This is a genomic window from Streptomyces oryzae (assembly GCF_017676365.1).
In the GTDB taxonomy this organism is placed as follows: domain Bacteria; phylum Actinomycetota; class Actinomycetes; order Streptomycetales; family Streptomycetaceae; genus Streptomyces; species Streptomyces oryzae.
The window spans coordinates 1-21,890 of record NZ_JADKMA010000124.1; the positions used below are offsets into that span (position 1 = coordinate 1).

Annotated in this window: 19 protein-coding genes; 8 read left to right on the forward strand and 11 right to left on the reverse strand. The window is 71.8% G+C overall.

Translation table 11 applies throughout. The annotated features are described in order from the left end of the window. From ITI46_RS22255 to ITI46_RS22265, 3 genes are all read left to right on the forward strand, one after another. Positions 1-703: ABC transporter permease (locus tag ITI46_RS22255; protein WP_209241476.1), on the forward strand; the 703-nt coding region annotated here is incomplete at its 5' end. Further along, positions 700-1,746 (forward strand): ABC transporter ATP-binding protein, encoded by a 1,047-nt coding sequence (locus tag ITI46_RS22260; RefSeq protein WP_307808272.1) that lies wholly within the window; start codon positions 700-702, stop codon positions 1,744-1,746. The genes ITI46_RS22255 and ITI46_RS22260, both read left to right, overlap by 4 nt. Beyond that, positions 1,743-2,483, forward strand: a complete 741-nt coding sequence (locus ITI46_RS22265; protein WP_209241478.1) for an ABC transporter ATP-binding protein — start codon at positions 1,743-1,745, stop codon at positions 2,481-2,483. Before ITI46_RS22260 ends, ITI46_RS22265 begins: the two co-directional genes overlap by 4 nt. On the opposite strand, the gene ITI46_RS22270 is transcribed toward ITI46_RS22265, so the two are convergent. Together ITI46_RS22270 and ITI46_RS22275 are read right to left on the reverse strand one after the other, a co-directional pair. After that, positions 2,440-3,696: a transglycosylase family protein gene (locus ITI46_RS22270; RefSeq protein WP_209241479.1), complete on the reverse strand. Its 1,257-nt coding sequence runs from the start codon at positions 3,694-3,696 to the stop codon at positions 2,440-2,442. The two genes, ITI46_RS22265 and ITI46_RS22270, sit on opposite strands and share 44 nt — an antisense overlap. Before the next feature lie 48 nt (positions 3,697-3,744). Continuing rightward, positions 3,745-4,509, reverse strand: a complete 765-nt coding sequence (locus ITI46_RS22275; protein WP_209241480.1) for a DUF6227 family protein — start codon at positions 4,507-4,509, stop codon at positions 3,745-3,747. Between the two features lie 242 nt (positions 4,510-4,751). On the opposite strand from ITI46_RS22275, the gene ITI46_RS22280 reads away from it, so the two are divergent. Next, positions 4,752-6,302 (forward strand): FAD-dependent oxidoreductase, encoded by a 1,551-nt coding sequence (locus ITI46_RS22280; protein WP_209241481.1) that lies wholly within the window; start codon positions 4,752-4,754, stop codon positions 6,300-6,302. 27 nt (positions 6,303-6,329) lie between these two features. On the opposite strand, the gene ITI46_RS22285 is transcribed toward ITI46_RS22280, so the two are convergent. The 5 genes from ITI46_RS22285 to ITI46_RS22305 all read right to left on the reverse strand — a co-directional run bounded on the left by ITI46_RS22285 (position 6,330) and on the right by ITI46_RS22305 (position 11,157). Then, positions 6,330-8,156 carry an acyl-CoA dehydrogenase gene (locus tag ITI46_RS22285; protein ID WP_209241482.1) on the reverse strand — a complete coding sequence of 609 codons (1,827 nt, stop codon included), beginning with the start codon at positions 8,154-8,156 and terminating at the stop codon, positions 6,330-6,332. A 136-nt stretch (positions 8,157-8,292) separates the two neighbouring features. After that, positions 8,293-9,120, reverse strand: coding sequence for an SAM-dependent methyltransferase (locus tag ITI46_RS22290; protein WP_209241483.1), 828 nt, complete (start codon positions 9,118-9,120; stop codon positions 8,293-8,295). Between the two features lie 39 nt (positions 9,121-9,159). After that, positions 9,160-9,984 (reverse strand): SAM-dependent methyltransferase, encoded by an 825-nt coding sequence (locus ITI46_RS22295; protein ID WP_209241484.1) that lies wholly within the window; start codon positions 9,982-9,984, stop codon positions 9,160-9,162. A gap of 50 nt (positions 9,985-10,034) precedes the next feature. Then, positions 10,035-10,295, reverse strand: coding sequence for a DUF397 domain-containing protein (locus tag ITI46_RS22300; protein ID WP_019356270.1), 261 nt, complete (start codon positions 10,293-10,295; stop codon positions 10,035-10,037). A gap of 4 nt (positions 10,296-10,299) precedes the next feature. After that, positions 10,300-11,157, reverse strand: a complete 858-nt coding sequence (locus ITI46_RS22305; protein ID WP_209241485.1) for a Sco1979 family transcriptional regulator — start codon at positions 11,155-11,157, stop codon at positions 10,300-10,302. A 323-nt stretch (positions 11,158-11,480) separates the two neighbouring features. Here ITI46_RS22305 and ITI46_RS22310 point away from each other — a divergent pair, with 323 nt between their 5' ends. Both ITI46_RS22310 and ITI46_RS22315 read left to right on the forward strand, forming a co-directional pair. Beyond that, on the forward strand, positions 11,481-11,945 hold the full coding sequence (locus ITI46_RS22310) for an ATP-binding protein (protein ID WP_209241486.1): 465 nt from the start codon (positions 11,481-11,483) through the stop codon (positions 11,943-11,945). Between the two features lie 227 nt (positions 11,946-12,172). Then, on the forward strand, positions 12,173-12,994 hold the full coding sequence (locus ITI46_RS22315) for an SAM-dependent methyltransferase (RefSeq protein ID WP_209241487.1): 822 nt from the start codon (positions 12,173-12,175) through the stop codon (positions 12,992-12,994). Between the two features lie 35 nt (positions 12,995-13,029). On the opposite strand, the gene ITI46_RS22320 is transcribed toward ITI46_RS22315, so the two are convergent. The 4 genes from ITI46_RS22320 to ITI46_RS22335 form a co-directional block, all read right to left on the reverse strand. Further along, positions 13,030-13,932, reverse strand: coding sequence for a Sco1979 family transcriptional regulator (locus tag ITI46_RS22320; protein ID WP_209241488.1), 903 nt, complete (start codon positions 13,930-13,932; stop codon positions 13,030-13,032). 307 nt (positions 13,933-14,239) lie between these two features. Continuing rightward, entirely contained in the window at positions 14,240-14,482 is a 243-nt protein-coding gene (locus ITI46_RS22325) for a DUF397 domain-containing protein (protein WP_209241489.1), read from the reverse strand. A gap of 390 nt (positions 14,483-14,872) precedes the next feature. Continuing rightward, positions 14,873-17,110: a HelD family protein gene (locus ITI46_RS22330; RefSeq protein ID WP_209241490.1), complete on the reverse strand. Its 2,238-nt coding sequence runs from the start codon at positions 17,108-17,110 to the stop codon at positions 14,873-14,875. An 87-nt stretch (positions 17,111-17,197) separates the two neighbouring features. Beyond that, positions 17,198-17,845 carry a TetR/AcrR family transcriptional regulator gene (locus tag ITI46_RS22335; protein ID WP_209241491.1) on the reverse strand — a complete coding sequence of 216 codons (648 nt, stop codon included), beginning with the start codon at positions 17,843-17,845 and terminating at the stop codon, positions 17,198-17,200. Positions 17,846-18,011: 166 nt separating this feature from the next. Between ITI46_RS22335 and ITI46_RS22340 the strand changes: the two genes are divergently transcribed. After that, a complete protein-coding gene (locus ITI46_RS22340) occupies positions 18,012-20,540 on the forward strand; it encodes an AAA family ATPase (protein ID WP_209241492.1) in 2,529 nt (842 codons plus the stop codon). 122 nt (positions 20,541-20,662) lie between these two features. Beyond that, positions 20,663-21,574: a universal stress protein gene (locus ITI46_RS22345; RefSeq protein ID WP_209241493.1), complete on the forward strand. Its 912-nt coding sequence runs from the start codon at positions 20,663-20,665 to the stop codon at positions 21,572-21,574. Positions 21,575-21,890 lie beyond the last annotated feature (316 nt).

Sequence of the window (21,890 nt, forward strand, 5' to 3'; positions counted from 1 at the left end):
GCAAGCGCCCTCGCCCGCCCACCCGTTCGGCACCGACGACGTGGGCCGGGATGTGCTGTTGCGCTGCGTCTACGGGCTGCGTGTCTCGCTGCTCGTCGGTGTCGTCGCCGCACTGGTGGCCACCGTCATCGGAACCGCCGTCGGCGCGGCGGCCGGTGGTGTGGGCGGCAGGACGGACCGGCTGGTGATGCGCGTCGTCGACGTCTTCTCCTCCGTACCGCACCTGCTGCTGGGCATCTTCATCGTGGCGATGTTCCGCCCCGGTGTCTGGCCCGTGGTCGCCTCCGTCGCGCTCACCCACTGGCTGTCCACCGCGCGGATCGTCCGGGCCGAGGTGCTCTCGCTGCGGTCCCGGGACTTCATCGACGCCGCCGTCTCCGGCGGCGCCTCGCGGTGCCGGATCGCCGTACGCCATCTGCTGCCCGGCGTGCTGCCACAGGCGGGACTGGCGGCCGTGCTGATGGTGCCGCACGCCATCTGGCACGAGTCGGCGCTCTCCTTCCTGGGGCTCGGCCTTCCCACCCACCGCGCCAGCCTCGGCAACATGATCCAGAGCGCGCGGGGCACCCTGCCGGCCGGCGACTGGTGGCCCACGCTCTTCCCCGGCCTGTTCCTCATCGTGCCCACCCTCGCCATCGCCTCGCTGGCCGGTGTGTGGCGGGAACGGATCAACCCGCGGCGCCGATCGGAGCTGATGCTGTGAGCCGCCCAAGCGAGACCTTCCGCCCGCTGCTGCGCGTACGGGAGCTGTCCGTACGCTTCCGGACGCGCGGCGGCCGCGACATCGCCGCCGTCAGCGAGGTCTCCTTCGACCTGGCGGCGGGGGAGTGTCTGGCACTGGTGGGGGAGAGCGGCTGCGGCAAATCCGTGCTGGCCTCCGCGCTGCTGGGGCTGCTCCCGGCGAACGCCCGCACCAGCGGCAGCGCACTGCTGCACCACCCCGCGCGGGACGCCGCGCCCGGACCGGCCGGGCAGGACCGGCCCCTCGACCTGCTCGCCGCCGACGAGGCCACTCTCGCCCGCACCGTACGCGGACGGCGCGTCGGCCTGGTACCGCAGAGCCCGGCGGCGCATCTGACGCCCGTCCGCACCGTCGGCTCCCAACTCGCCGAGATCGTACGCGAGCTGAAGGGGCTGCGCGGCAAAGAGCTGGCCGAGGCGACCCTCGCGGCAGCCGCCCGCGCGGCCTTCCCGGCCGACCATCTGGACCGCTGTCCGCACCAGCTCTCCGGCGGCCTCGCCCAGCGGGCCGCCACCGCGCTGGCGCTGGTCGGCGACGCCCCGCTGCTGCTCGCCGACGAGCCGACCACCGGACTCGACCGCGAACTGGTGGAGCGCACCGTGGACGAGCTGCGCGCCCACACCGACGACGGCCGGGGCCTGCTGCTGATCACCCACGATCTGCCGGCGGCCGAGCGCGTGGCCGACCGGGTGGCGGTGATGTACGCGGGCCGCCTCGTGGAACTGGCCGAGGCCGGGCCCTTCTTCGGCGCACCGGGCCCCCGTCACCCCTACGCGGACGGCCTGCTGGCGGCGCTGCCCGAACGGGACTTCGTCCCCGTCCCCGGTATGCCGCCCGAGCTGGGCGACCTCCCGGACGGCTGCGCCTTCGCACCGAGATGCGCTCGCGCGGGCGCCGAGTGCGCTCAACTGCCCGTACCCTCCGACGGCGTGGCCTGCCATCACCCGGTCACCACCGGTCGGTCCGTATCCGCATCCGGCCGCCGCGAAGGGAGTACCGCATGACCGCAGCGCCCCATCCCGCGCTGGAGCTGCGCGAGATCACCGCGGGCTACCAGCGGCGCGCACCCGTACTGCGCCAGGTCTCGCTGAGCGTGCACGAGGGCGAGGCGGTGGGTCTGCTGGGGCCCAGCGGCTGCGGCAAGTCCACCCTGGCCAAGGTCGCGGCACTGCTGCACCGCCCGTACGCGGGCACCGTACGGATCGGCGGCGAAGCAGCCCGCGGCTGGCGCCATCGGGCACCGCGCGCCCAGCGCACCGCGGTCGGCGTCGTCTTCCAGCAGCCCCGGCTCGCCGCCGACCCCCGGCTCACCCTCGCCGCGCTGATCGCCGAACCGTTGCGCGCCACGGTGCGTGCCGCCGAGGCGGCCGGGCGTGCCGCGGAGCTGGCGGAGGCCGTCGGGCTCGGCGGCGACCTGCTCGGCCGCCGCCCGCACGAGGTCAGCGACGGGCAGCTGCAGCGCGCCTGCCTGGCACGCGCGCTGGCGCTGCGGCCCCGGGTGCTGGTCTGCGACGAGATGACCGCGATGCTGGACGCCTCCACCACCGCCGCGCTCGTGGCCGTCGTCGAGGACTACCGGCGGCGCTCGGGCGCCGCACTGCTGGCCGTCGGCCACGACCGCACGCTCCTGGAGCGCTGGTGCGACCGCACGGTGGAACTGGACCAGCAGTCCGGCACCCGGCGCTGCACGGCAGCGCTCAGATCCGCACCCCGCGCGCCCGCAGATACGACAGCGGGTTGATGTCGCTGCCGTAGCCGGGACCGGTGCGGATCTCGAAGTGCAGGTGCGGGCCCGTCGCGTTGCCCGTCGATCCGGAGCGCCCGATGAGCTGCCCGGTGTCAACGGCCTGTCCGGTGCGCACCGAGATGGCCGACAGATGGCCGTACTGGCTGTACTTGCCGTCCCGGTGCCGCAGCACCACCTCGTATCCGTAGGCGCCGCCCCAGCCCGCCGAGACGACCGTGCCGCTGCTGGCCGCCTTGACGGTGGTGCCGGTGGAGACGGGGAAATCGACGCCCGTGTGGTGCCCGGAGGACCAGCTGCTGCCCGCCGCGCCGTACGGGGTGCTGGGGCCGACGCCGGTCACGGGCGCGGTGGCGGACGAGGTGGGGGCCTTGTGTTTGGGGGGCTGCGCCGGCTTTCGGTTCGCCGGCTTCTGGGGCGCCGGCTTCTGGGGGGTCGTGCGCTGCGGGGCCTGCTTGTGCGGGTGTTCCGCCTTGGGGCGGTCGGATCTGGCGGGCTGCGAGGGGTCGCGCTCGGTCCGGCGTGGGCTGTCGGTCAGACTCAGCCGCTGACCTGGCGTGATCATGTCAGGATCATCACCGATAGTGCTGCGGTTGTGGTCGTAGAGGGCGTGCCAGCCGCCTGCCACCTGGTGCTCGTCGGCGATGCCGGAGAGCGTGTCACCGCTGACCACGCGGTAGGTGGTCAGCTGCTTGCCGCGCTCGGCCTTGGCGCGGTCCGCCTTGGCCTGCTTCGCCCGGTCCCGTTCCTGCTTCGCCCGGTCCTGTTGCTCCTTCGCCCGGTCCGCGGCGCCCTTGCCGGCCCGGTGCGCGGCGTCGGCCGGTGCGGCGTCGCCGCGCGAAAGCCCCGCACCGGGACCGCAGTTGGGCCAGGCGCCCGGCCCCTGGCCCTTCAGCACCTTCTCGGCGACCGCTATCTGCTGGCTCTTGGTGGCCAGGTCGGCCCGCGTGGCGTAGGCCGTACCGCCGTACGCCTCCCAGGTGCGCTGGGTGAACTGGAGCCCTCCGTAGAAGCCGTTGCCGGTGTTGATGCTCCAGTCGCCGCTGCTCTCGCACTCGGCGACCTTGTCCCACGCGTCCGTGGACGCTGCTTGTGCTGCGTGGGCCCCGATCAGGGGCATGGCTATGCCGGCGCTGCCTGCCGTCACCTTTAAAGAGACGCGTGCGGCGGCGCGGGGCTGGGGGCGACGGTGGCGTCCACGTGCGGACATGGGGGGTTCCTCCGTTGGTGGGCGGCCCACGGACAGCCGTGGCCGGGTCTACAGATCCAAGCCCCGCTCCCTGGCGAGGCGGTGTGCTGCCTGGTCGGCGACGGACTCCTCCAGATACACCTCGCACGCCAGCCGGCCGCTGCCGGTCATGTTGTGCTCCAGCTCGTACAGGCTGACCTCGGTGCCGTCGGCGAGCAGGAAGGCGTGCTCATAGACCGAGCACCACACCTGGCAGTCACCGGTGTGCACCCGCGGCCCGGGGACGTGCATGATGTGGTGCCCGAGCGCCGAGGAGAGGAGTCGCAGCGTCTCCTCGCCGGGCCGGTCGGGGTTCTCCGCCCGGCGCAGCAGCCTGCGGGCGTGCTCCGCCGAGTCGCCCTCGGGGTACTCACGGTGCGGGTAGGCCGTGCCGGGAGCGCCGGTGAAGAAGTCGAAAGAGACGGCGCCATGGGCCGCACCGTCCGGCTCGCCCTCCGCACCCATCCGGCGGTGCACCCGGCGCTCGGAGCGGCGCAGCGCCTCGGCGTCGTCGTACACCTCGTGCAGCTCGCCCGCACCGCCGGGGCTGTCGTAACACAGCTCCCACAGCAGCAGGCTGCTGCCGTCGGAGAGCAGGAAGACGTGGCGGAAACTGCTGCATCGCAGCGCGGGGCGGGGGGAGTTGCGATGCCGCCAGCCGTACAGCTCGACCTGGAACATCACAGCGCTGCGTAGTCGGTCGAGCACTTCGTCACGGACGTCGAAGGGGTTCTGGGCGCGGGCCAGCAACTCTTCGAGGTGGTGAGCGGGCGTCAGATGCCCTTTGTCGCCCATCGCGGACCCTCCCGGCGTGCAGCGAACAACCGACCGTCCCCGCGCGCACACACCGTAGCGCTCCCACCGCGCCGTGCGGGAGGAGTTGGCGGAATTCCGCAGCCGGAAACCCTTCGGCGAAGGACTCTTTCAGCCGAATCCAGGCGATATGCCGGAGGGTTGCCGGGGGTGAGCCATCTGCCAGCGGGAACCACAGCTACGACCAACCGCGTACGACCAACCGCGGCTGAAGGGAGGCGGCAGTGACGACACTGCCCGTCGGATACGAGTCCTACTGGATGCTCTCCGCAGCGGGGGAACCCCATCCGCCGCTGCCGCCCGACAGCCGGATCGAGGTGGACGTCGCCGTGGTGGGCGGCGGCATCGCGGGCCTCTCCGTCGCCTGGGAGCTGGCCCGCGCGGGCCGCAGCGTCGCCGTGCTGGAGTCCGACCGGATGGCCGCCGGCGTGACCGGGCACACCACGGCCAAGCTCTCCGCGCTGCACGGGCTGACCTACAGCTGGCTGCGGGACAGCTGCAGTGCGGAGGACGCACGCCTCTACGCCCGCTCGCAGCAGGGCGCCGTGGACCATCTGGCGGCCGTCGGCGAGCAGTTGGGCGCCGACTGCGAGCTGGAACGGGTGCCCGCCTACACCTACGTCGAGTCGGCCGACCATGTGGACGAGGTACGCGCCGAGGCGGAGGCCGCGGCAGAGGCCGGGCTGGCCGCCTCGTTCGTCACCGACACCGGGCTGCCCTTCCGGGTGCGCGCCGCCGTCCGCGTCGAGAACCAGGCGCAGTTCCACCCGCGCAAGTATCTGCTGGCACTGGCGGACGACATCCGGCGGCGCGGCGGGCTGCTGTTCGAACGCACCAGGATCGTCGCGCTCGACGAGGGCGAGCCGTGCCTGCTCGGCGCCGAGAACGGCGGTGAGGTCGTCGCCCGCGACGTGGTGGTGGCCACCCATTACCCGGTCTTCGACCGGGCGCTGATGTTCTCCCGGCTGGAGCCGCGCCGGGAGCTGGTCATCTCCGCGCTGCTGCCCGAGGACGAGGACCCGCGCGGCACCTACCTCTCGCCGGAGCGCGGCACCCGATCGGTGCGCACCGCGCCCTACCCGTTCGGGGCAGGACGGCGGCTGCTGATCGTCACGGGGGAGAAGTTCACCCCCGGGATGCAGGGTATCGGCTCGGTCGGCGCCCGCTACGAACGGCTGGCGGCCTGGACGTACGAGCGCTTCCCCAGCGCCCGGCTCGCCCACCGCTGGGCCACCCAGGACAACGAGGCCGCCGACCGGGTGCCCTACATCGGCCGCTTCCACGCCGGCACCCAGCACGTCTATGTCGCCACCGGCTTCGGCGGCTGGGGGATGAGCTCGGGGGTGCTGGCCGGGCAGCTGCTGGCCGCGTATCTCACGGGTGGGCAACTGCCGCCGTGGGCACGGCTGTACGACCCGGTGCGGCTGCGGCCCCGCGAGGCGTCCACGCTGCTGCGGCTCCAGTCGGCGGTGGCGCGGCGCTTCGTGGGGGACCGGCTGCGGCCCAGTTACGTCGACTCGGTGGACGAGATTCCGCCGGGTACCGGCGCCATCGTGCGGGTGCAGGGGCGGCGCTGCGCGGTGCACCGCACGACCGAGGGCGAGCTGCACGCCGTCTCGCCGCGCTGTACGCACCTGGGCTGTCTGGTGCGGTTCAACGACGCCGAGTCGGCGTGGGAGTGCCCCTGCCACGGCTCGCGCTTCGGCACCGACGGCTCGGTGATACAGGGTCCGGCGACCCGGCCGCTGGAGCAGCGGGACCTGGGCGAGGTGTGACCGGCCCGGCTCCCGCGCCGCTCGCCCTCACAGCCAATCCGGGTCGGTCTCCAGCGCGACGGTGTCCAGCGCCGCCAGCAGGTCGAACTGCGGGGCGGTCCGGGGCAGTTCCGTACGGAAGAAATACCGTGCCGCCTGCCGCTTGCCCAGCAGGAACGCGTCCGCCTCGTCCTGCGGGCCACGGGGCAGCGTGGCGAGGAACTGCCCCAGCCAGATCCAGGCCACCACCACGTGCCCGACCGCCTCCAGGTAGACGGTCGAGTTGGCCAGCGCCACCTGCGGGTCGCCGCTCTCCCACAGCCGTGCCGTCACGGTGGTGGCCCGCTCCCAGTACCCGCGCAGCGTCCGTGCCAGCTCCGCGGCCTCACCGCCGGCGGCCTCCGCGCACCCGAGCGTCTCCTCTACCGCGTCGCCCAGCGCCCGCAGCCCGGCCCCGCCGTCCTGCACCACCTTGCGGCCCAGCAGATCGAGCCCCTGGATGCCGTGGGTGCCCTCGTGGATGGGGTTGAGGCGGTTGTCGCGGTAGTGCTGCTCGACGTCGTACTCGCGGGTGTAGCCGTATCCGCCGTGCACCTGGATGGCGAGGCTGTTGGCCTCCAGGCACCACTGCGACGGCCAGCTCTTGGCGATCGGCGTCAGTACGTCCAGCAGCAGCCCGGCCCGCGCCCGGTCCTCCTCGGTGGCGGCCGAGCGCTGTTCGTCCACCAGCAGCGAGCAGTACAGCAGCAGCCCCAGCGCGCCCTCCACATAGGACTTCTGCGCGAGCAGCATCCGGCGTACGTCGGTGTGCTCGACGATCGGCACCTGGGGCGCGGTTGCGTCCTTGCCGCCCGCTGCCAGGGGCCTGCCCTGCGGGCGTTCACGGGCGTAGGCGAGGGACTTGAGGTAGCCGGTGTAGCCCAGCGCCATCGCGCCGGCGCCGACGCCGATGCGGGCGCCGTTCATCATGTGGAACATGTACGCCAGTCCGCGGTGCTCCTCGCCCACCAGGTGGCCGACGGCGCCGGGTGCCCCGCCGGGGCGGTGGTGGGCGCCCTCGCCGAAGTTGAGCAGCGTGTTGGTGGTGCCCCGGTAGCCCATCTTGTGGTTGAGCCCGGCCGGCACCACGTCGTTGCGCTCGCCGAGCGTGCCGTCCGGCGCCACGAGGTACTTGGGAACGATGAACAGCGAGAGCCCCTTGACGCCCGGCGGGCCGCCGGGGACGCGGGCGAGCACGAGATGGACGATGTTCTCGGACAGCTCGTGGTCGCCGCCGGAGATCCACATCTTGGTGCCGAACAGCCGGTAGCTGCCGTCCTGTTGCCGCTCCGCGCGGGTGGTGACATCGGCCAGCGAGGAGCCGGCCTGCGGCTCGGACAGGCACATGGTGCCGAAGTAGCGCCCTTCGAGCATCGGCCGCACATAGGTCTCGACCTGTTCGGGGGAGCCGTGGGCGCACAGCAGCCGGGCGTTGCCGAGGGTGAGGAACGGGTACGCCGAGGTGCCGACGTTGGCGGCCTGGAAGTAGGAGAAGCAGGCGGTCGCGACGGTGTGCGGCATCCCCATGCCGCCGAACTCCTCGTCCATGGCGGCCGCGAGCAGCCCCGACTCGGCGAACACCCCCAGCGCCTCGGACACTTCCTCGACGGTGTGCACGCGTTCGCCGTCGAACCAGGGCTCCTCCTGGTCGTTCTTCTTGTTGTGCGTGGCGAAGTGCCGGGTGGCGATCCGCTCGCTCAGCTCCAGGGCGTCGTCGAAGGTCTCCCTGGAGTGCTCGGCGTAGCGTGAGCGCCGGGTCAGCGACTCGACGTCGAGCCAGTCGTAGAGCTGGAATTCCAGGTCGCGGCGGGAGAGCAGCAGCGAGGGTGAGGGCATGGCGGTGGTCCGATCCCCGGGGGCAGCAAGGCATGAGCGCTCGGCTGGTCGGTTTCTAAGCGCTTGCTTATGGTCGCTCCGAGGGTCGTCCCTGTCAACGTCCCACAGGCCGGCCCGCCGCACGGCCCGGGCCGCCTCACGGCTTCCGCGCCACCCCCGCGTACAGCGTCAGCGTGCCCTCGGGCAGTCCCCCGTGCGGGTCGGTGTCGGGGCGCCACAGATGGACCTGGGTGATGCCGGGGTCGAGCAGTTCCAGCCCGTCGAAGAACCCGGTGACCTGCTCGCGGCTCCGCGGCGCGAGGACGGTGCCGTTCCGCCGGTAGATGTCGACCACCGCGTTGATCCGGTCCACGCCGTCCTGCTCGGGCACATCGGCGATGCCGTGGCTCAGCGACAGGAAGCTGCCGGGCGCGAGGCGGTCCACCAGCGCACGCAGTATCCGGTCGGGCCCCTGCTCGTCGGGGATGAAGTGGACCAGCGCGTTGACCGAAACCGCCACGGGGCGCTCCAGGTCGAGCGTGGCGTGCAGCTCGGCCGCCTCCAGCAGGCTCTCCGGCTTGGTCACATCCGCGTGCAGATAGGCGGTGCGGCCTTCGGGTGTGCTGTGCAGGAGTGCTTGTGCGTACTGGAGGACGATGGGGTCGTTGTCGGTGTAGACGACCCGTGCCTCGGGGGCGACCGACTGGGCCACCTGGTGGAGGTTGGGTTCGGTCGGGATGCCGCTGCCGATGTCCAGGAACTGCCGCACGCCGTACTCGGCCGCCAGCGTGCGGGTCACCCGGATCATGAAGTCACGGTTGGCGCGGGCTGCGGTGACGATCTCCGGCAGTTTGGCCACCACCGCCTCGGCCGCCTGCACATCCGCCTCGTAGTGGGTCTTGCCCCCGAGGTAGTAGTCGTACATGCGCGCGGAGTGCGGTTTGGCCGTGTCGATCGGCGGTGGTGCGCCACCCTGCTCGGACATCTCGTTCTCCCCCTTGATACTTCCTTCTCGTGGTCTGGGTCAGGGCTTGCGGGCCAGGCCGGCGAACATGCTCGGCTGGCCCTCCTCGAGCTCGGTGGGCTGCCCGGGGTCCGGACGCCACTTGTGCGCCATCACGATGCCGGGTTCGACCAGTTCCAGCCCGTCGAAGAAGCGGCTGATCTCGGTGCGGTTCCGCAGCCGGAGCGTAGTGCCGCCCTGGGCGTAGATCTCCTCCACCTCCCGGCCCAGCGCTTCCAGCGCCGGGTCGCCGACGTCCGTCGTGGCGTGCGAGAGGCACAGATAGCTGCCGGAGGGCAGCTGGTCCAGCAGGCCGCTGAGGATCTCGTACGGGCGCCAGTCGTCGGGGACGAAGTGGAAGAGCGCGTTGACCGAGAGGGCCACCGGCCGGCTCAGATCGAGCGTGGCGCGCAGTTCGTCGGACTCGACGATCGTCTGCGGCTTCGCGGCGTCCGCCTGGAGGTAGGCGGTGCGGCCTTCGGATGTGCTGTGCAGCAGTGCTTGTGCGTACTGGAGGACGATGGGGTCGTTGTCGGTGTAGACGACCCGTGCCTCGGGGGCGACCGACTGGGCCACCTGGTGCAGGTTGGGTTCGGTCGGGATACCGCTGCCGATGTCCAGGAACTGCCGTACGCCCGCCTCGAGGGCCAGCCAGCGGGTGGCCCGGATCATGAAGTCCCGGTTGGCGCGCGCCATGGCACCGGCGAACGGCACGGTCGCGACGACCGCTTCGGCCGCCTGTACGTCCACCTCGTAGTGGGTCTTGCCCCCGAGGTAGTAGTCGTACATCCGGGCCGAGTGCGGCTTGGTGGTGTCTATGCCGGGGACGTTCCCCTGTGCGGTCATGCGGCCTCTCCGTTCGCCGGGTCCGGGTCGGGGCGGTGCATCAGTCGTCGTCAGTCGGAGGCCAGCAGGAAGTCGGCCACGCCCTGCTTGGCGCCCCGGAGGAAGGTCTCGAACTCGTGGGTGGTGTAGATCAGCGCCGGACCTTCCGGGTCGGTGGACTGACGCAGCGCGACCCGGCCGTCGCCGAGCTTCATCGCTTCGACGCAACTGCCGCCGTTGGTGCCGCTCCAGGGCTTCTGCCAGCCCTCGGTGCCGAGGTGCTTCGCAGGCATGCCGTTGTATATGTGTGGGGGGTGGCCTGAATGACCCATGGTTCTAAAACTCCTTGCGGATCTCACCGAGGACAGCCTCGGTGTGTGGTACCGGCGCGGCTTGCGCGCCCATGCGGTCCAGCACCTCCAGATAGGCGGCGGTGTCCGGACGCTGATCCAGGTACGCGGCGCCCGTCAGGCTCTCCGTGTAGACGATGTCCGGGAGTTCCGGGATGTCGAAGCGGAAGAGCTGGAAGGGCCCGAACATTCCGGGGTGCGCACCTGAAGTGAACTGAATGATCTGAATCGTGATGTTCTGCTGTCTGGACAGCTCGATGAGCCGGTCGATCTGCTCCCGCATCACCGCGGGCGAACCCACGTGGCGGCGCAGCACCTGCTCGTCGAGTACGGCCCAGAGCACCGGCGCGTCGGGGTCCTGGAGGAGCCGCTGGCGTCCCATCCTCAGCTGGACCCGACGATCCAGTTCCTCCTCGTCGGCCGCGGGGAAGCCGGTGCGCAGCAGAGCGCGCGCGTATTCCTCGGTCTGCAGCAGTCCGGGGACACAGTGCGGCTCGTACGCCCTGATCAGGCTGGCTTCGCCCTCCAGGCTCACGTAGAGGCTGAACCAGGGCGGCAGGACGTCACGGAAGCTGTGCCACCAGCCGGGCCGGTTGGCCTCGTCCACCAGGGACAGGAACGAGGCCGTCTCCTCGTCGGAGAGCCCGTACATGCGCAGCAGCTTCTCGACGTAAGGCGGCTTGAGGCCGACTTCCGCCTTCTCCATACGACGCACCGTGGTCGTGTTGACACTGAGTGCGTACGCGGCGTCCGCGAAGGAACATCCCGCCCGCTCGCGGAGGTCGCGAAGACGCAGGCCGAGCACTATCTGCCCCACAGTCGGCGCGGAACGAGCCTCGGCCACTACTGCCTCCTTGACTGCCTCCCCTGGCGGACCCTGGCGTCAGCAGTGTGCCACGGCTCCTATGCAGCAGCCATACTGCCCGTGCGATTCTGCGAATTGCAGAACTCCTCTTGCCATCTGTGAAAGTTGCTGCGCATAGTGAACAGCGTGACCCAGCTCATGAGGCTCCGGCACCCGAGCCGCACAGCATCTCCCGCGTCACCGGACGGCCGGCCGGCGGCGGCGGCCCCGGCGTCCGCGGGTGCCTGCCCTCCTGGGCTCTGTGCGGAGCATTCCCCGGCAGCCGTCCCCTCCCCTCACAGGTAGACGGAAGGCGTTCACCCGTGGCCTCCTCGTATCCCCCTGCACAGCTCTCCCTGCCCGCACAGTCGGCCGCCCCGGCCGTCGTGGAGCGGCAGGAGGGATTCGAGCTCCCCGCGCACACCTCGTCGGTCGCCAAAGCACGCGCCCGTCTCCGCAGCCGGCTGCAGCACTGGGGCTTTCCCGAGGACCTCGGCCACACGGCGCAGCTGGTCATCTCCGAGTTCGTCACCAACGCCGTACTGCACACGGACACCGTCCACATAGGGTGCCGCATCCACCTGAACGGCGAACGGCTGCGGATAGAGGTCAGGGACGAGGGCACGCAGAGCTGCGCGCCGCAGTTGCGCAGCGCGCTGCCGGACGATGTGCACGGGCGCGGCCTCCAGTTGGTCGGTGCCCTTGCCCAGCGCTGGGGCGTCTCGGCGCACGGCGGCCGGTTCGGCCGTATCGTCTGGGCCGAACTGGGTATGACCAGCACCCTCTGACCGTCTGTTCCAGCTGATCACCCTCCGTGGTCATCAGCCGCCGCCGGACCCTGCGCACGAGCGCCCCGGACGGCGCCGGGCTCCTCGAACTGCGTCGGAGAGCGTCAATTTCCGGTGCGTAAAAGTGACTTGGCGTTGGTTTCCGCTGAGCGGCCGTGGCATGCTTCCGCGAGGGCAGGCACTTGCGCGGTCGGCGTGTGGTGCGCGGTGAACTCAGTGGGGCACGCATGCGGGAAGAGGCGACCGGGGACGGGATCGGCGAGGTGGACATCACCGTCCCGAGCGTGGCCCGGATGTACGACCACTACCTGGGCGGCAAGGACAACTACGCCGTCGACCGGGAAGCCGTCGCGGCGCTGGACGAGGTGGTCCCGCGCACCCGGGCCCTCGCCCGGAACAACCGCCGCTTCCTCCAGCGCGTCGTACGCATCCTGGCGGAGGACTACGGCATCCGGCAGTTCGTCGACCACGGTTCGGGGCTGCCCACCCAGGACAACGTCCACCAGGTCGCACAGCGCACCGATCCGGCGGCCCGTGTCGTCTACATCGACAGCGATCCCATCGTGCTGGCCCACGGCCGGGCGCTGCTGGAGGAGAACGCCAACACGGCAGTGATCCAGGCCGATATGCGCGACACCGAAGCGATCTTCGACAGCCCCGAGGTGTGCCGGCTGATCGACATGTCGGAGCCTGTCGCGCTGCTGTTCATCTCGGTGATGCACTGCATCCCCGACGACTCCGACCCGGCCGCCGTGGTGCGCCGCGCCCTGGAACGGGTGCCCTCCGGCAGCTTCGTGGTGCTCAACCAGCTGGTGAGCCACGAGAAGGAGACCCGCGACTTCGTCACCGATTTCATGAACAGCAGCACCAACGGCAACTGGGGCCGGGTGCGCGAACCGCAGGATGTCGAGCCCTACTTCGCGGACCTGGAAGTGCTGGAGCCCGGCCTGGTCGAGATCAACGACTGGCGTCCCGACTCCGACCTGGACGCGCGCCGGCTGGAGGACGAGACCTGGTTCGAGTACGGAGGCGTCGCCCGGAAGCCGTGACCACCGCGGGCTTCAGTCCCCGGCGACGGCGGACCTCAGTACTCGGCCAGCAGCTTCTCCAGGAACGCGGTCGTCCGAGAGGGAGGTTCGGCCATCGCGCACAGCCGGTCCATGACCACGAGATAGCCCTCGACCTCCTCGCGCTTCTCCAAATAGAGCGAAGAGGTCAGCTGTTCGAGGTAGACGATGTCCGGGAGGTCGGGCTCCAGAAAGCGCAGGATCGTGACCGGGCCCCCGGCGGCGGCGAGCCCGCCCATGCTGAACGGCGCGATCTGCAGGGTGATGTTGGGCTGCTGGCTGGCCTCGATGAGCCGTTCCAGCTGAGCGCGCATCACCTCGCGTGAACCCAGTGGACGGCGCAGTGCGGCCTCGTCCATCACGGCCCACAGCCGTGGTGCGTGCGGCCTGTCCAGAATCGCCTGGCGTTCCATGCGCAGTTCGATACGGCGCTCGCTGCGCCTGCTGTCGTCCCGCGGGTGGCCGAGCCGGATGACCTCGCGGGCGTAGTCGCGCGTCTGAAGGAGGCCGGGCACGAACTGCACCTCGTAGGTGCGGATCATGGTGGCGGCCTCCTCGAGACCGAGCAGCCGGTCGAACCACGGCGACATCACATCGCTGTACTTCTGCCACCAGCCGGGCGATCCCGCATGCCGGGCCAGCTCCAGATACTCCTCGCGCTCCTGCTGGTCCCACACCTCGTAGAGCGTCAACAGATCGGCCACATCGCGCTCCTTGCAGCCGACGCGGCCCAGCTCCAAGCGGCTGATCTTGGCGTGGGAGCCGCGGATCGCCTCGCCCGCCGCCTCGCGGGAGATGCCCCGCTCCTCGCGCAGCCGACGCAGTTGGGTGCCCAGGACGATGCGCAGGATCGTGGGTCCACCCCTGGGGTGGTCCAGGATGCGTCCGGGCGACGCCTCGCGTCGCGTCTGTGCTCCCATCGCGGCCGCCTTGCTTCCCTGAGTGACTAAACGGATGCTCAGTGTCCCACTACGCCGATCGAGCGTACAGCCATACCGGACGCACGGCCGGATATCGCGCACGGATGGCGAGGTCCTGAGCCACTGCGGTGAACTCCCTTGTGTGCACCGCTCGTACGGAGTGCTGTACGTACGCGCGCACGGAGCGCCGCACGTGCTGACGCAGTTGAACCCGCCGCCACACGTCCGTGTCGTGTGGCGGCGGTGTCCTTGGTGCTTGTTCAGTTGTCGACTACGGCTGTGGGGTGGTCAACCGACGGGCGGTGATTCAGTTCTGGGCGTCCAGCAGGTCGTCGAAGTCACCGTCCTTGGCGCCCTGGACGAACGCCGCGATCTCGGCCGGCGTGTAGACCAGCGCGGGGCCCGAGGGGAAGCGGGAGTTGCGGACGGCGACTCCCTGGCCGGGAAGAGTGGCGACCTCGACGCAGTTGCCGTTCGGGTTGCTGCGGCGGCTCTTCCGCCAGACCGCGCCTTCGATCTTGGTGGCCTCGATGCCGTTCTCGATCTGCATGTACGTCTCTCCCTACGTAACTTGCTTGCCCCCGTGAGCGGTTGCGACGTCTGGAAGCGTCTCACAGCCGAGCGTGATTGCAGATGTACTTGCAGATGTACTTGCAGAAGTAAGTACGGAGCCGCCACAATGCCGGTCGTACTCCAGCCCGCAGCTTTCCTGCCGACTCAACGGCGCTGGCGGCAAACGGAGTTCACGATCTTCCGTCCGTCCACAGGAGTCCCAGTGACGACACCAGGCGCCCAATTTCCTGCCCCTGCGGACCTGGCGGACGGCGGCCCCAGTTGCGACCATCCGCTGACCCGGCTGCTCCTCCTGCTGGAAATCGCCGATCAGCCGGACTGGCTCCGCGACCTCGCCGCACCCGCCCCTACCCCCGCCGGTGCTGCTTCAGCCACGCAGAGCCTCGGGTAGCTCGTCCGTGTGCAGCAGCTCCAGCCGGGACACCGCACGGGTGAGCGCGACGTAGAGGCGGTGCGGGCCCTGCGGCCCGCTGTCGGCTATCTCGGCGGGCTCGACCAGCACGACGTGGTCGTACTCCAGCCCCTTGGCCAACTCGGCGCCCACCACCGTCACCCGCGCCAACTCGCCGCCCTCGCCCGGCGTTCCGGCCGCGATCCCGGCGGCCCGCAGCGCCTCGCGCAGGGCCGCGACCCGCTCGCCGGCCGCGATCACCCCGACCGACCCCTCCTGGCCGAGCGCGGCGGCCACGCGCTCCGTCACGGCTCCGGCCAGTCCGGCCGCCCCGGCGACCCGCACCCTCTCCAGCCTTCCGCCGGTACGCAGCGAATGCGCCGGCGGCACCCGGACCGTCAGCGAAGCCAGCAACCGGTTGGCCACCGCCAGCAGTTCGGACGGCACCCGGAACCCGGTGGTCAACGGGGCGACGACCGCATCCGGGGCGCCCAGGTGCGCCAGCTGCTCCGGCCAGTCGCGGGCCGCCCAGGGCGTGGTGCCCTGCGCCAGATCGCCCAGCACGGTGAGCGAGCCGAACCGGCAGCGGCGGGCCAGCGCGCGGCACTGCATGGGGGAGAGGTCCTGCGCCTCGTCCACCACCAGGTGCCGGTAGCTCTCCTCGGGGTGGGCGATGAGCCCCGCCACCTCGTCCAGCAGCAGCACGTCCGCCTCCGACCAGCGCGCCGTACGCGGTGACCTGGGACGGCGGCCCTGCCACAGCAGCGCCCGCTGTTCGTCCTCGCTCAGCAGCCCGTCGGCCGCCCGGGCCAGCGCACCCGCGTCGCCCAGCAGCCCGGCGACGACCTCCTCCGGCCTGGCCCGCGGCCACACGGAGTCGAGGAACCCGGTGAGCTCCTTCTTCCTGCCCATCCGGCGCAGCCACTCGCCGCCGGGCGGCCCCGCGCGGCGCTCGGCCTGGTCGCGGAGCAGCGCGACGGTACGCGCCCGCACCCGCTCCCGGCCCACCTCGTACGGCGGCTGCTGCGCCAGGGTCTCCTCGACCACGGCGCGCAGATCGTCCTCGTCGAGCCGCCAGCGGTACGAGCCGTCCGGTACCGCCACCGGCCCCTCCGGCAGCCGTACCCGGGCGTAGAGGGCGCGCCGCAGCACGGCTGCCATGCGTGCGCTGTGCTTGAGCTCCACCGCCTCCGGACCGTCCTCCGCGCGCACGGGGTGGTCCGGCAGCAGATCCCGTACCGTGCACTGGCGCACCCCCACCTCGCCCAGGGCGGGCAGTACGGCCGAGATGTAGCCCAGAAACGCCTGGTTGGGGCCGACGACCAGCATGCCGCCGCGCTCGATCCGGCGCGGATGGGTGTAGAGGAGATACGCGGCGCGGTGCAGCCCGACGGCGGTCTTTCCGGTGCCGGGCGCGCCCTGGACACACAGCGAACTGTCCGGCCCCGAGCGCACCAGGTCGTCCTGCTCCGGCTGGATGGTGGCGACGATGTCGCGCATCGGCCCGACCCGCGGGCGCTCGATCTCACCGGCCACGATACGGGAGGCGAGAGCCGAGACGGCCGACTCCGCGGCGGCCGAAGGGCGTTGGTCCTGTGGCCGTTGGCTCTGACGCTGTTGGTCCTGATGCCGTTGGTCCTGATGCTGTTGGTCCGGAAGTCCTTCGCCCTGAAGTCGCTCGTCCTCCAGCCCCGTCAGATCCTCGGCAGTGCCCGTGCCGCCCGGTGCCCAGCCGAACCGGCGCCGGGAGCGGACGCCCTGTGGCTGTGCAGCGGTCGCCTGGTAGAAGGCGCGGGCCACGGGGGCGCGCCAGTCCAGCACCAGCGGAGGCGCCGAGGGGTGCTCGCTGACGCGGCGGCGGCCGATGTAGTAGCACTGGCCCCGGTGCTCACCGGCCTGTTCACCAGGGGAACCCTCGTCGCCGAAGTCGAGCCGCCCGAAGAACGGCGGCCCGTCCGGCTCCTCCCGCAGCTCCTTGGCCTGGCTGCGCAGATAGCGGCCCAGCGCCTCCGCACCGGCTCCGTCACCGGCGACTCCCTCGCCAGCCGCCTCGCCGGAGTGGTGGCCGGTCAGCACCCCGGCACCCTCCATGACCCGGTGCTGCGCCGCGGTGTTCGTACGGTCGAGCGTGGCGCGGCAGCGTTCGGTGTAGGCGCGCTCGGCCGCCAGTTCGGTGCGAAGGGCTTCTTCCTCGGCGGCGTGTTCCCCCGGCATGGGTTGCTGGTCCCTTCTCTGGTGGGTGTCGTGCAAAGAGGGTTGAGCGTTGGGCGTTGGCCGAGACGGGCGTCGTGCTCGGCCGGGTCAGGTGAACGGCGTCAGACCGGTGCGCAGCAGTGCGAAGCCGTGCCGGGCGTCCTGGACAGCGGCCTGGTGGACGCTGTCGGCGCGCTCGCCCTGCGAGATGCGGTGCCAGTTGGCTGTTGCGAGCACCCGCTGGGTGGTGATCACCTGTCCGGCGGCCAGCTGCGCCGTCGTCCTGGGGGTCGGGCTGCCGGCAGGGAGGGTCTGCTCCAGCTCGCAGGCCAGGGCTGCCTCGGAGCGTGCGGTGTAGGAGTGCAGCCGGGCCATCAGGCTCGGGGTGCCGTACAGCAGCCGGTGGAAGGCGAGCACTTCCGGTGCGTCGCACAACCCCGTGACCGGGTCGCGGGCCTCCAGTCCGGCCAGGAAGTGGTCCTCCAGCGCGGCTAGCGGCGGCACCCCCGCGTCTCGGCCGGCGACGACGCGGGCGGCCTCGTCCTCGTGGTCGGCGAAGCGGTAGAGGGCCATGTCCTCCTTGGTGGGGAAGTAGCGGAAGAGGGTCGGTTTCGAGACGTCGGCGGCCTCGGCGATCTCGGAGACGGAAACGGCGTCGAAGCCCTTTTCGAGGAAGAGGGTCACTGCCGCGTCGGAGATTGCCTGGTAGGTGCGTTGCCGCTTGCGTTCGCGCAGCCCGGCCGGGTGTTGGCTCATGCGGCGACCGTACAGGAAAATGTAACTGGGTTAAAATTGTGCCTCGGTTGCCGAGATGGTGGTCCGCTTTTGCGGGGCCCGGGCGCCGCTGTTGTAGTGGAGCTGCTGTGGAAGAGGCGGAGCGACCCCGCCACAGGTCCCGGTCCGCGGCAGCGGAGGCATTGCCATGACGACGTCGCCCTTCGGCTCCCCCGACGGCGCCGACCCGCTCTCCGACCTGCTCGACAGGTTCCTCGGAACCTCGCCCTCCTCCGGCGCCTCGTCCTCCTCCGGCGCCTCGCCACTCTCCGAGCCGCCCACCGCCCGACAGGTGCCGACTGGCCGGCTGCTCACCGACTCCGCCCGCGAACTGCTGGTGAGAGCGGTCTCCCGGGCCCGGCAGGACCGCGGTACGGAACTGGACACCGAGCACCTGCTGTGGGCCGCCACCCGCACCCAGCCGACCCGCGGGCTCCTCGGCCGCGCCGGGGCCGACCCCGACCGGCTCGCGGCGGCCATCGCGGCGGCCCTCCCCGGCGGGAGCGGCGCCCCCTCCAGCGAGCCGGGGCTCACCAGCGCGGCCAAGCGTGCCCTGCACGACGCGCGTGCGTGCTCCAGGGCCGCCGAGGTCTCCCACACAGGTCCCGAGCACATCCTGCGCGCCCTGCTGGACGACCCCGACTCGGGCGCCGGGCGGCTGCTGGAGAGGCTGGGCGCCGACCTCGGCCAGCTGCGCGGAGTCGCGGAGGCCGCGGGCCGCCGGGAGGCCCGTACGCTGCTGCCCGGCATCCCGGAGGGCACCCCCACGCTGGACGCGTACGGCCGGGATCTGACCCGGGAGGTCCGCGCGGCCGGAGTCGACCTGGTCGTCGGGCGTGCCCGCGAGGTGGAGCAGGCCGTGGAGATCCTCGCCCGCGCCGGAAAGAACAACCCCCTGCTGATCGGGGAGCCCGGAGTGGGCAAGACCGCCGTCGCAGAGGGGGTGGCCCAGCGCATCGCCGCGCGGCATGTCCCCGCGGAGCTCACCGGCGTACGGCTGGTGGAACTCGACCTGCTCGGGCTGGTTGCCGCGTCGGGGGACCGGGACGCGTTCGGGGAGCTGTTGCGGAGGGTCGTGGACGAGGCCGGGGCGGTGGCTGAGTCCGCGCCGGTCGTCCTGTTCGTCGCCGACCTGCACACCGTCCTCGGCGCGAGCGCGAGCGCGGGCGCGAGCGCGGGCGGCGGGGGAGTGCTGGACGTCGGGCCCCTGCTCGAACCGGCGTTGGCACGCGGCGAGCTGCGCATCCTGGGGGCGACGACGCTGGGCGCGTACCGCGAGAGCGCGCAGCGGAACGGGGTGCTGGAGCGGCGCTTCGAGCCGGTGCTGGTCGCCGAGCCGGGCGTCGAGGAGACCGTCCAGCTCCTCGAAGGGCTGCGCGGCTCCTACGAGGCACACCACCAGGTGCGCTTCACCCGCGAGGCGCTGCGTGCCGCGGCCGAACTGTCCGACCGCCACCTCACCGGCCGGTGCCTGCCCGACAAGGCCGTCGATCTGATGGACACCGCGGGCGCCCAGGCGCGGCTGCGCTCGCTGGGCCGTTCCACAGACGTCATCCGCCGGGAGGACAGCCTGGTCCGGCTCCGCCGCGAGAAGGAAGAGGCGGCTGCCGGCGGGGACTTCGACCGTGCCGCCGCGGCCGAGCGGCGGATCACCGCGGTCGAGGCCGAGCTGGCGGCGGTGGAGGAGCGGCGCGAGGGCGTGCTGACCGTCGAGGTCGGCGACATCGCCGAGGCCCTGTCCCGGCACACCGGCCGGCCCGCCACCGAATTGGCCGGGGACGAGAAGGACCGGCTGCTCAGGCTGGAGGACACGCTGCGGTCCCGCATCGTCGGCCAGCAGGACGCGGTCACCGCCGTGGCCGAGGCAGTACGCCGCAACCGCGCCGTCCCGGACGGACCTGACCGGCCTGACCGGCCCGCGGGCTCCTTCCTCTTCCTCGGCCCCACCGGCGCGGGCAAGAGTGAACTGGCCAAGGAGCTGGCCCAGTTGGTCTTCGGCTCCGAAGAGCGGCTGATCCGGGTCGCCATGGGGGAGCTCCAGGACCCGCACACCCTCCACCGGCTCGCCGAGCAGCTGCGCCACAGGCCCTACAGCGTCGTGCTGTTCGACGGGGTGGAGGAGACGGCACACGGCGAGGGCTTCGGCAGGCTGCTGGAGGTGCTGGACGGCGGCGGCCGGCTCACCGACGCACAGGGACACGCCGCCGACCTCCGGCACACCCTCCTCGTCATCACGAGCACCGTCGGCTCCCAGCTGATCCTGGCCCACCGGGGCGAGGCCGAGGAGATCCGCGACCAGTTGCGGGAGCAGCTGGACGCCCACTTCCCGCCGGAGTTCCTCAGCCGTCTCGACGCCACGGTCGTCCTCCGTACACCGACGGAGGAGAGCCTGGGACACATTGTGGAGCTGCTGCTGGACGCCGGCGTGCGGCGGCTGCGGGCCCAGAACATCACCCTGGAGGTCACCCCGCCCGCCGAACGGCTGCTGACCGCACACGGCCATCGGTCCGACTCCGCTGCCGGAGCGCTGCACAGCACCGTCAGGACCGAGATCGACAACCGGCTCGCCGCCTTCCTCCTCGGCGGCGAAGTGGCGCCGGGGGACAGGCTGGTGGCCGAGGTGGCGGACGACGCCCTGCAACTCCGCGTCGAAAGGGGGGCGAACGGCCCCAGCTAGGCCGCGGTGCCGTGGGAAGAAAGAGAGGCAGGAGAAAGCTGTTCCCCACAGAGGCTGCCCCGTGTGCGGCACGCGCACGGGGTACCCGCGTATCGACGTGAGGACGCGAGGAGAGGACAGACATGTCGGAGAGCAACGAGCGCCCCTCGGGATCACCCGCACCAGCCCCCGTCGCCGGCCGTGTCGTGGTCGGCGTCGACGGTTCCCCGCACTCTCTCCGCGCGCTCGACCGGGCCGCCGACGAGGCCGTCCGGCGCGGCTCCGAGCTGGAGGTGCTGTGCGGCGGCGTCCCGTCCCGGCGCTCCCCCTACCCCGAGACGGAGGCGGACCGGGAGCGGATGCGCCAGGCGGCCAAAGAGGTGGCCGGCGACGCCGCCGAGCGCATCCGCTCGCGCGTACCGGGCCTGACCGTCGTGGCGACCGGGGTGAGCGAGCCGGCGGCCGACGCGCTGATCCACCGCAGCCGCACGGCGGAGCTGACCGTGGTGGGGACCCGCGGTCACGGTGGCTTCCGCGGGCTGCTGCTCGGCTCGGTGAGCCTGCGGCTGGCCTCGCATGCGGCGGGGCCGGTGATGGTCGTGCGCGGTGAGCCGCCCGAGTCCGGTGCGGCACCCGGTGAGACGGTCGTCGGACTGAAGTGGGAGGGCGCGACGGAGCCGGTCGAGTTCGCCTTCCAGTCGGCGCGGCGGTCCGGCTCGCCGCTGTGGGTGTCGCACTGCTGGATCTACCCCATGCTCCCCGGGGTCGCGCTGCGGCTGTCCCCGAAGGAGCCCTCGACCGAGACCAAGCGCGCCGAGCAGTTCCTCGAGGACACGCTGCGCCCGTTCCGGGAGCGCTACCCGGAGGTGCAGCTGGGCGCCGAGCAGCACCAGGGCCAGGCGGCCGAGCATCTGATCAAGCTGAGCGAGGGCGCCGACCTGGTCGTCCTCGGTGTACGCCGCCAGCAGCGGCGCCTCGGCCTCCAGCTGGGCCCGGTGGTGCACGCGGTGCTCCACCACGCCAAGTCCTCGGTGGTGCTGGTGCCCGTGACCTGACCGGCGCCCGGCCCCGGTGCCGATGCCGTGACCGCCTCCGGAGACCGCCTCCGGAGACCGCCTCCGGGGGTGGTCTCCGGGGGCGGCGGCCCAGGGCCCCGTTCACGGCCCCTTGGAGGATCGCCCGACTCCGAGGGGACCGATCGTGTGACTCTGTACGATGGAGGGCGTCTTGCAACGCGCGTAGAGTCCCCCCAGTCCTGGTCAGGACCCTGCAATGAAGCACGTCGCACCAGAGAACCACGCACGGAGCCCCACCCATGGCAGTCTCCCCCGGCGTTGCCGACGCCGACGGCGCCGCCCCGGCGCAGTCCTC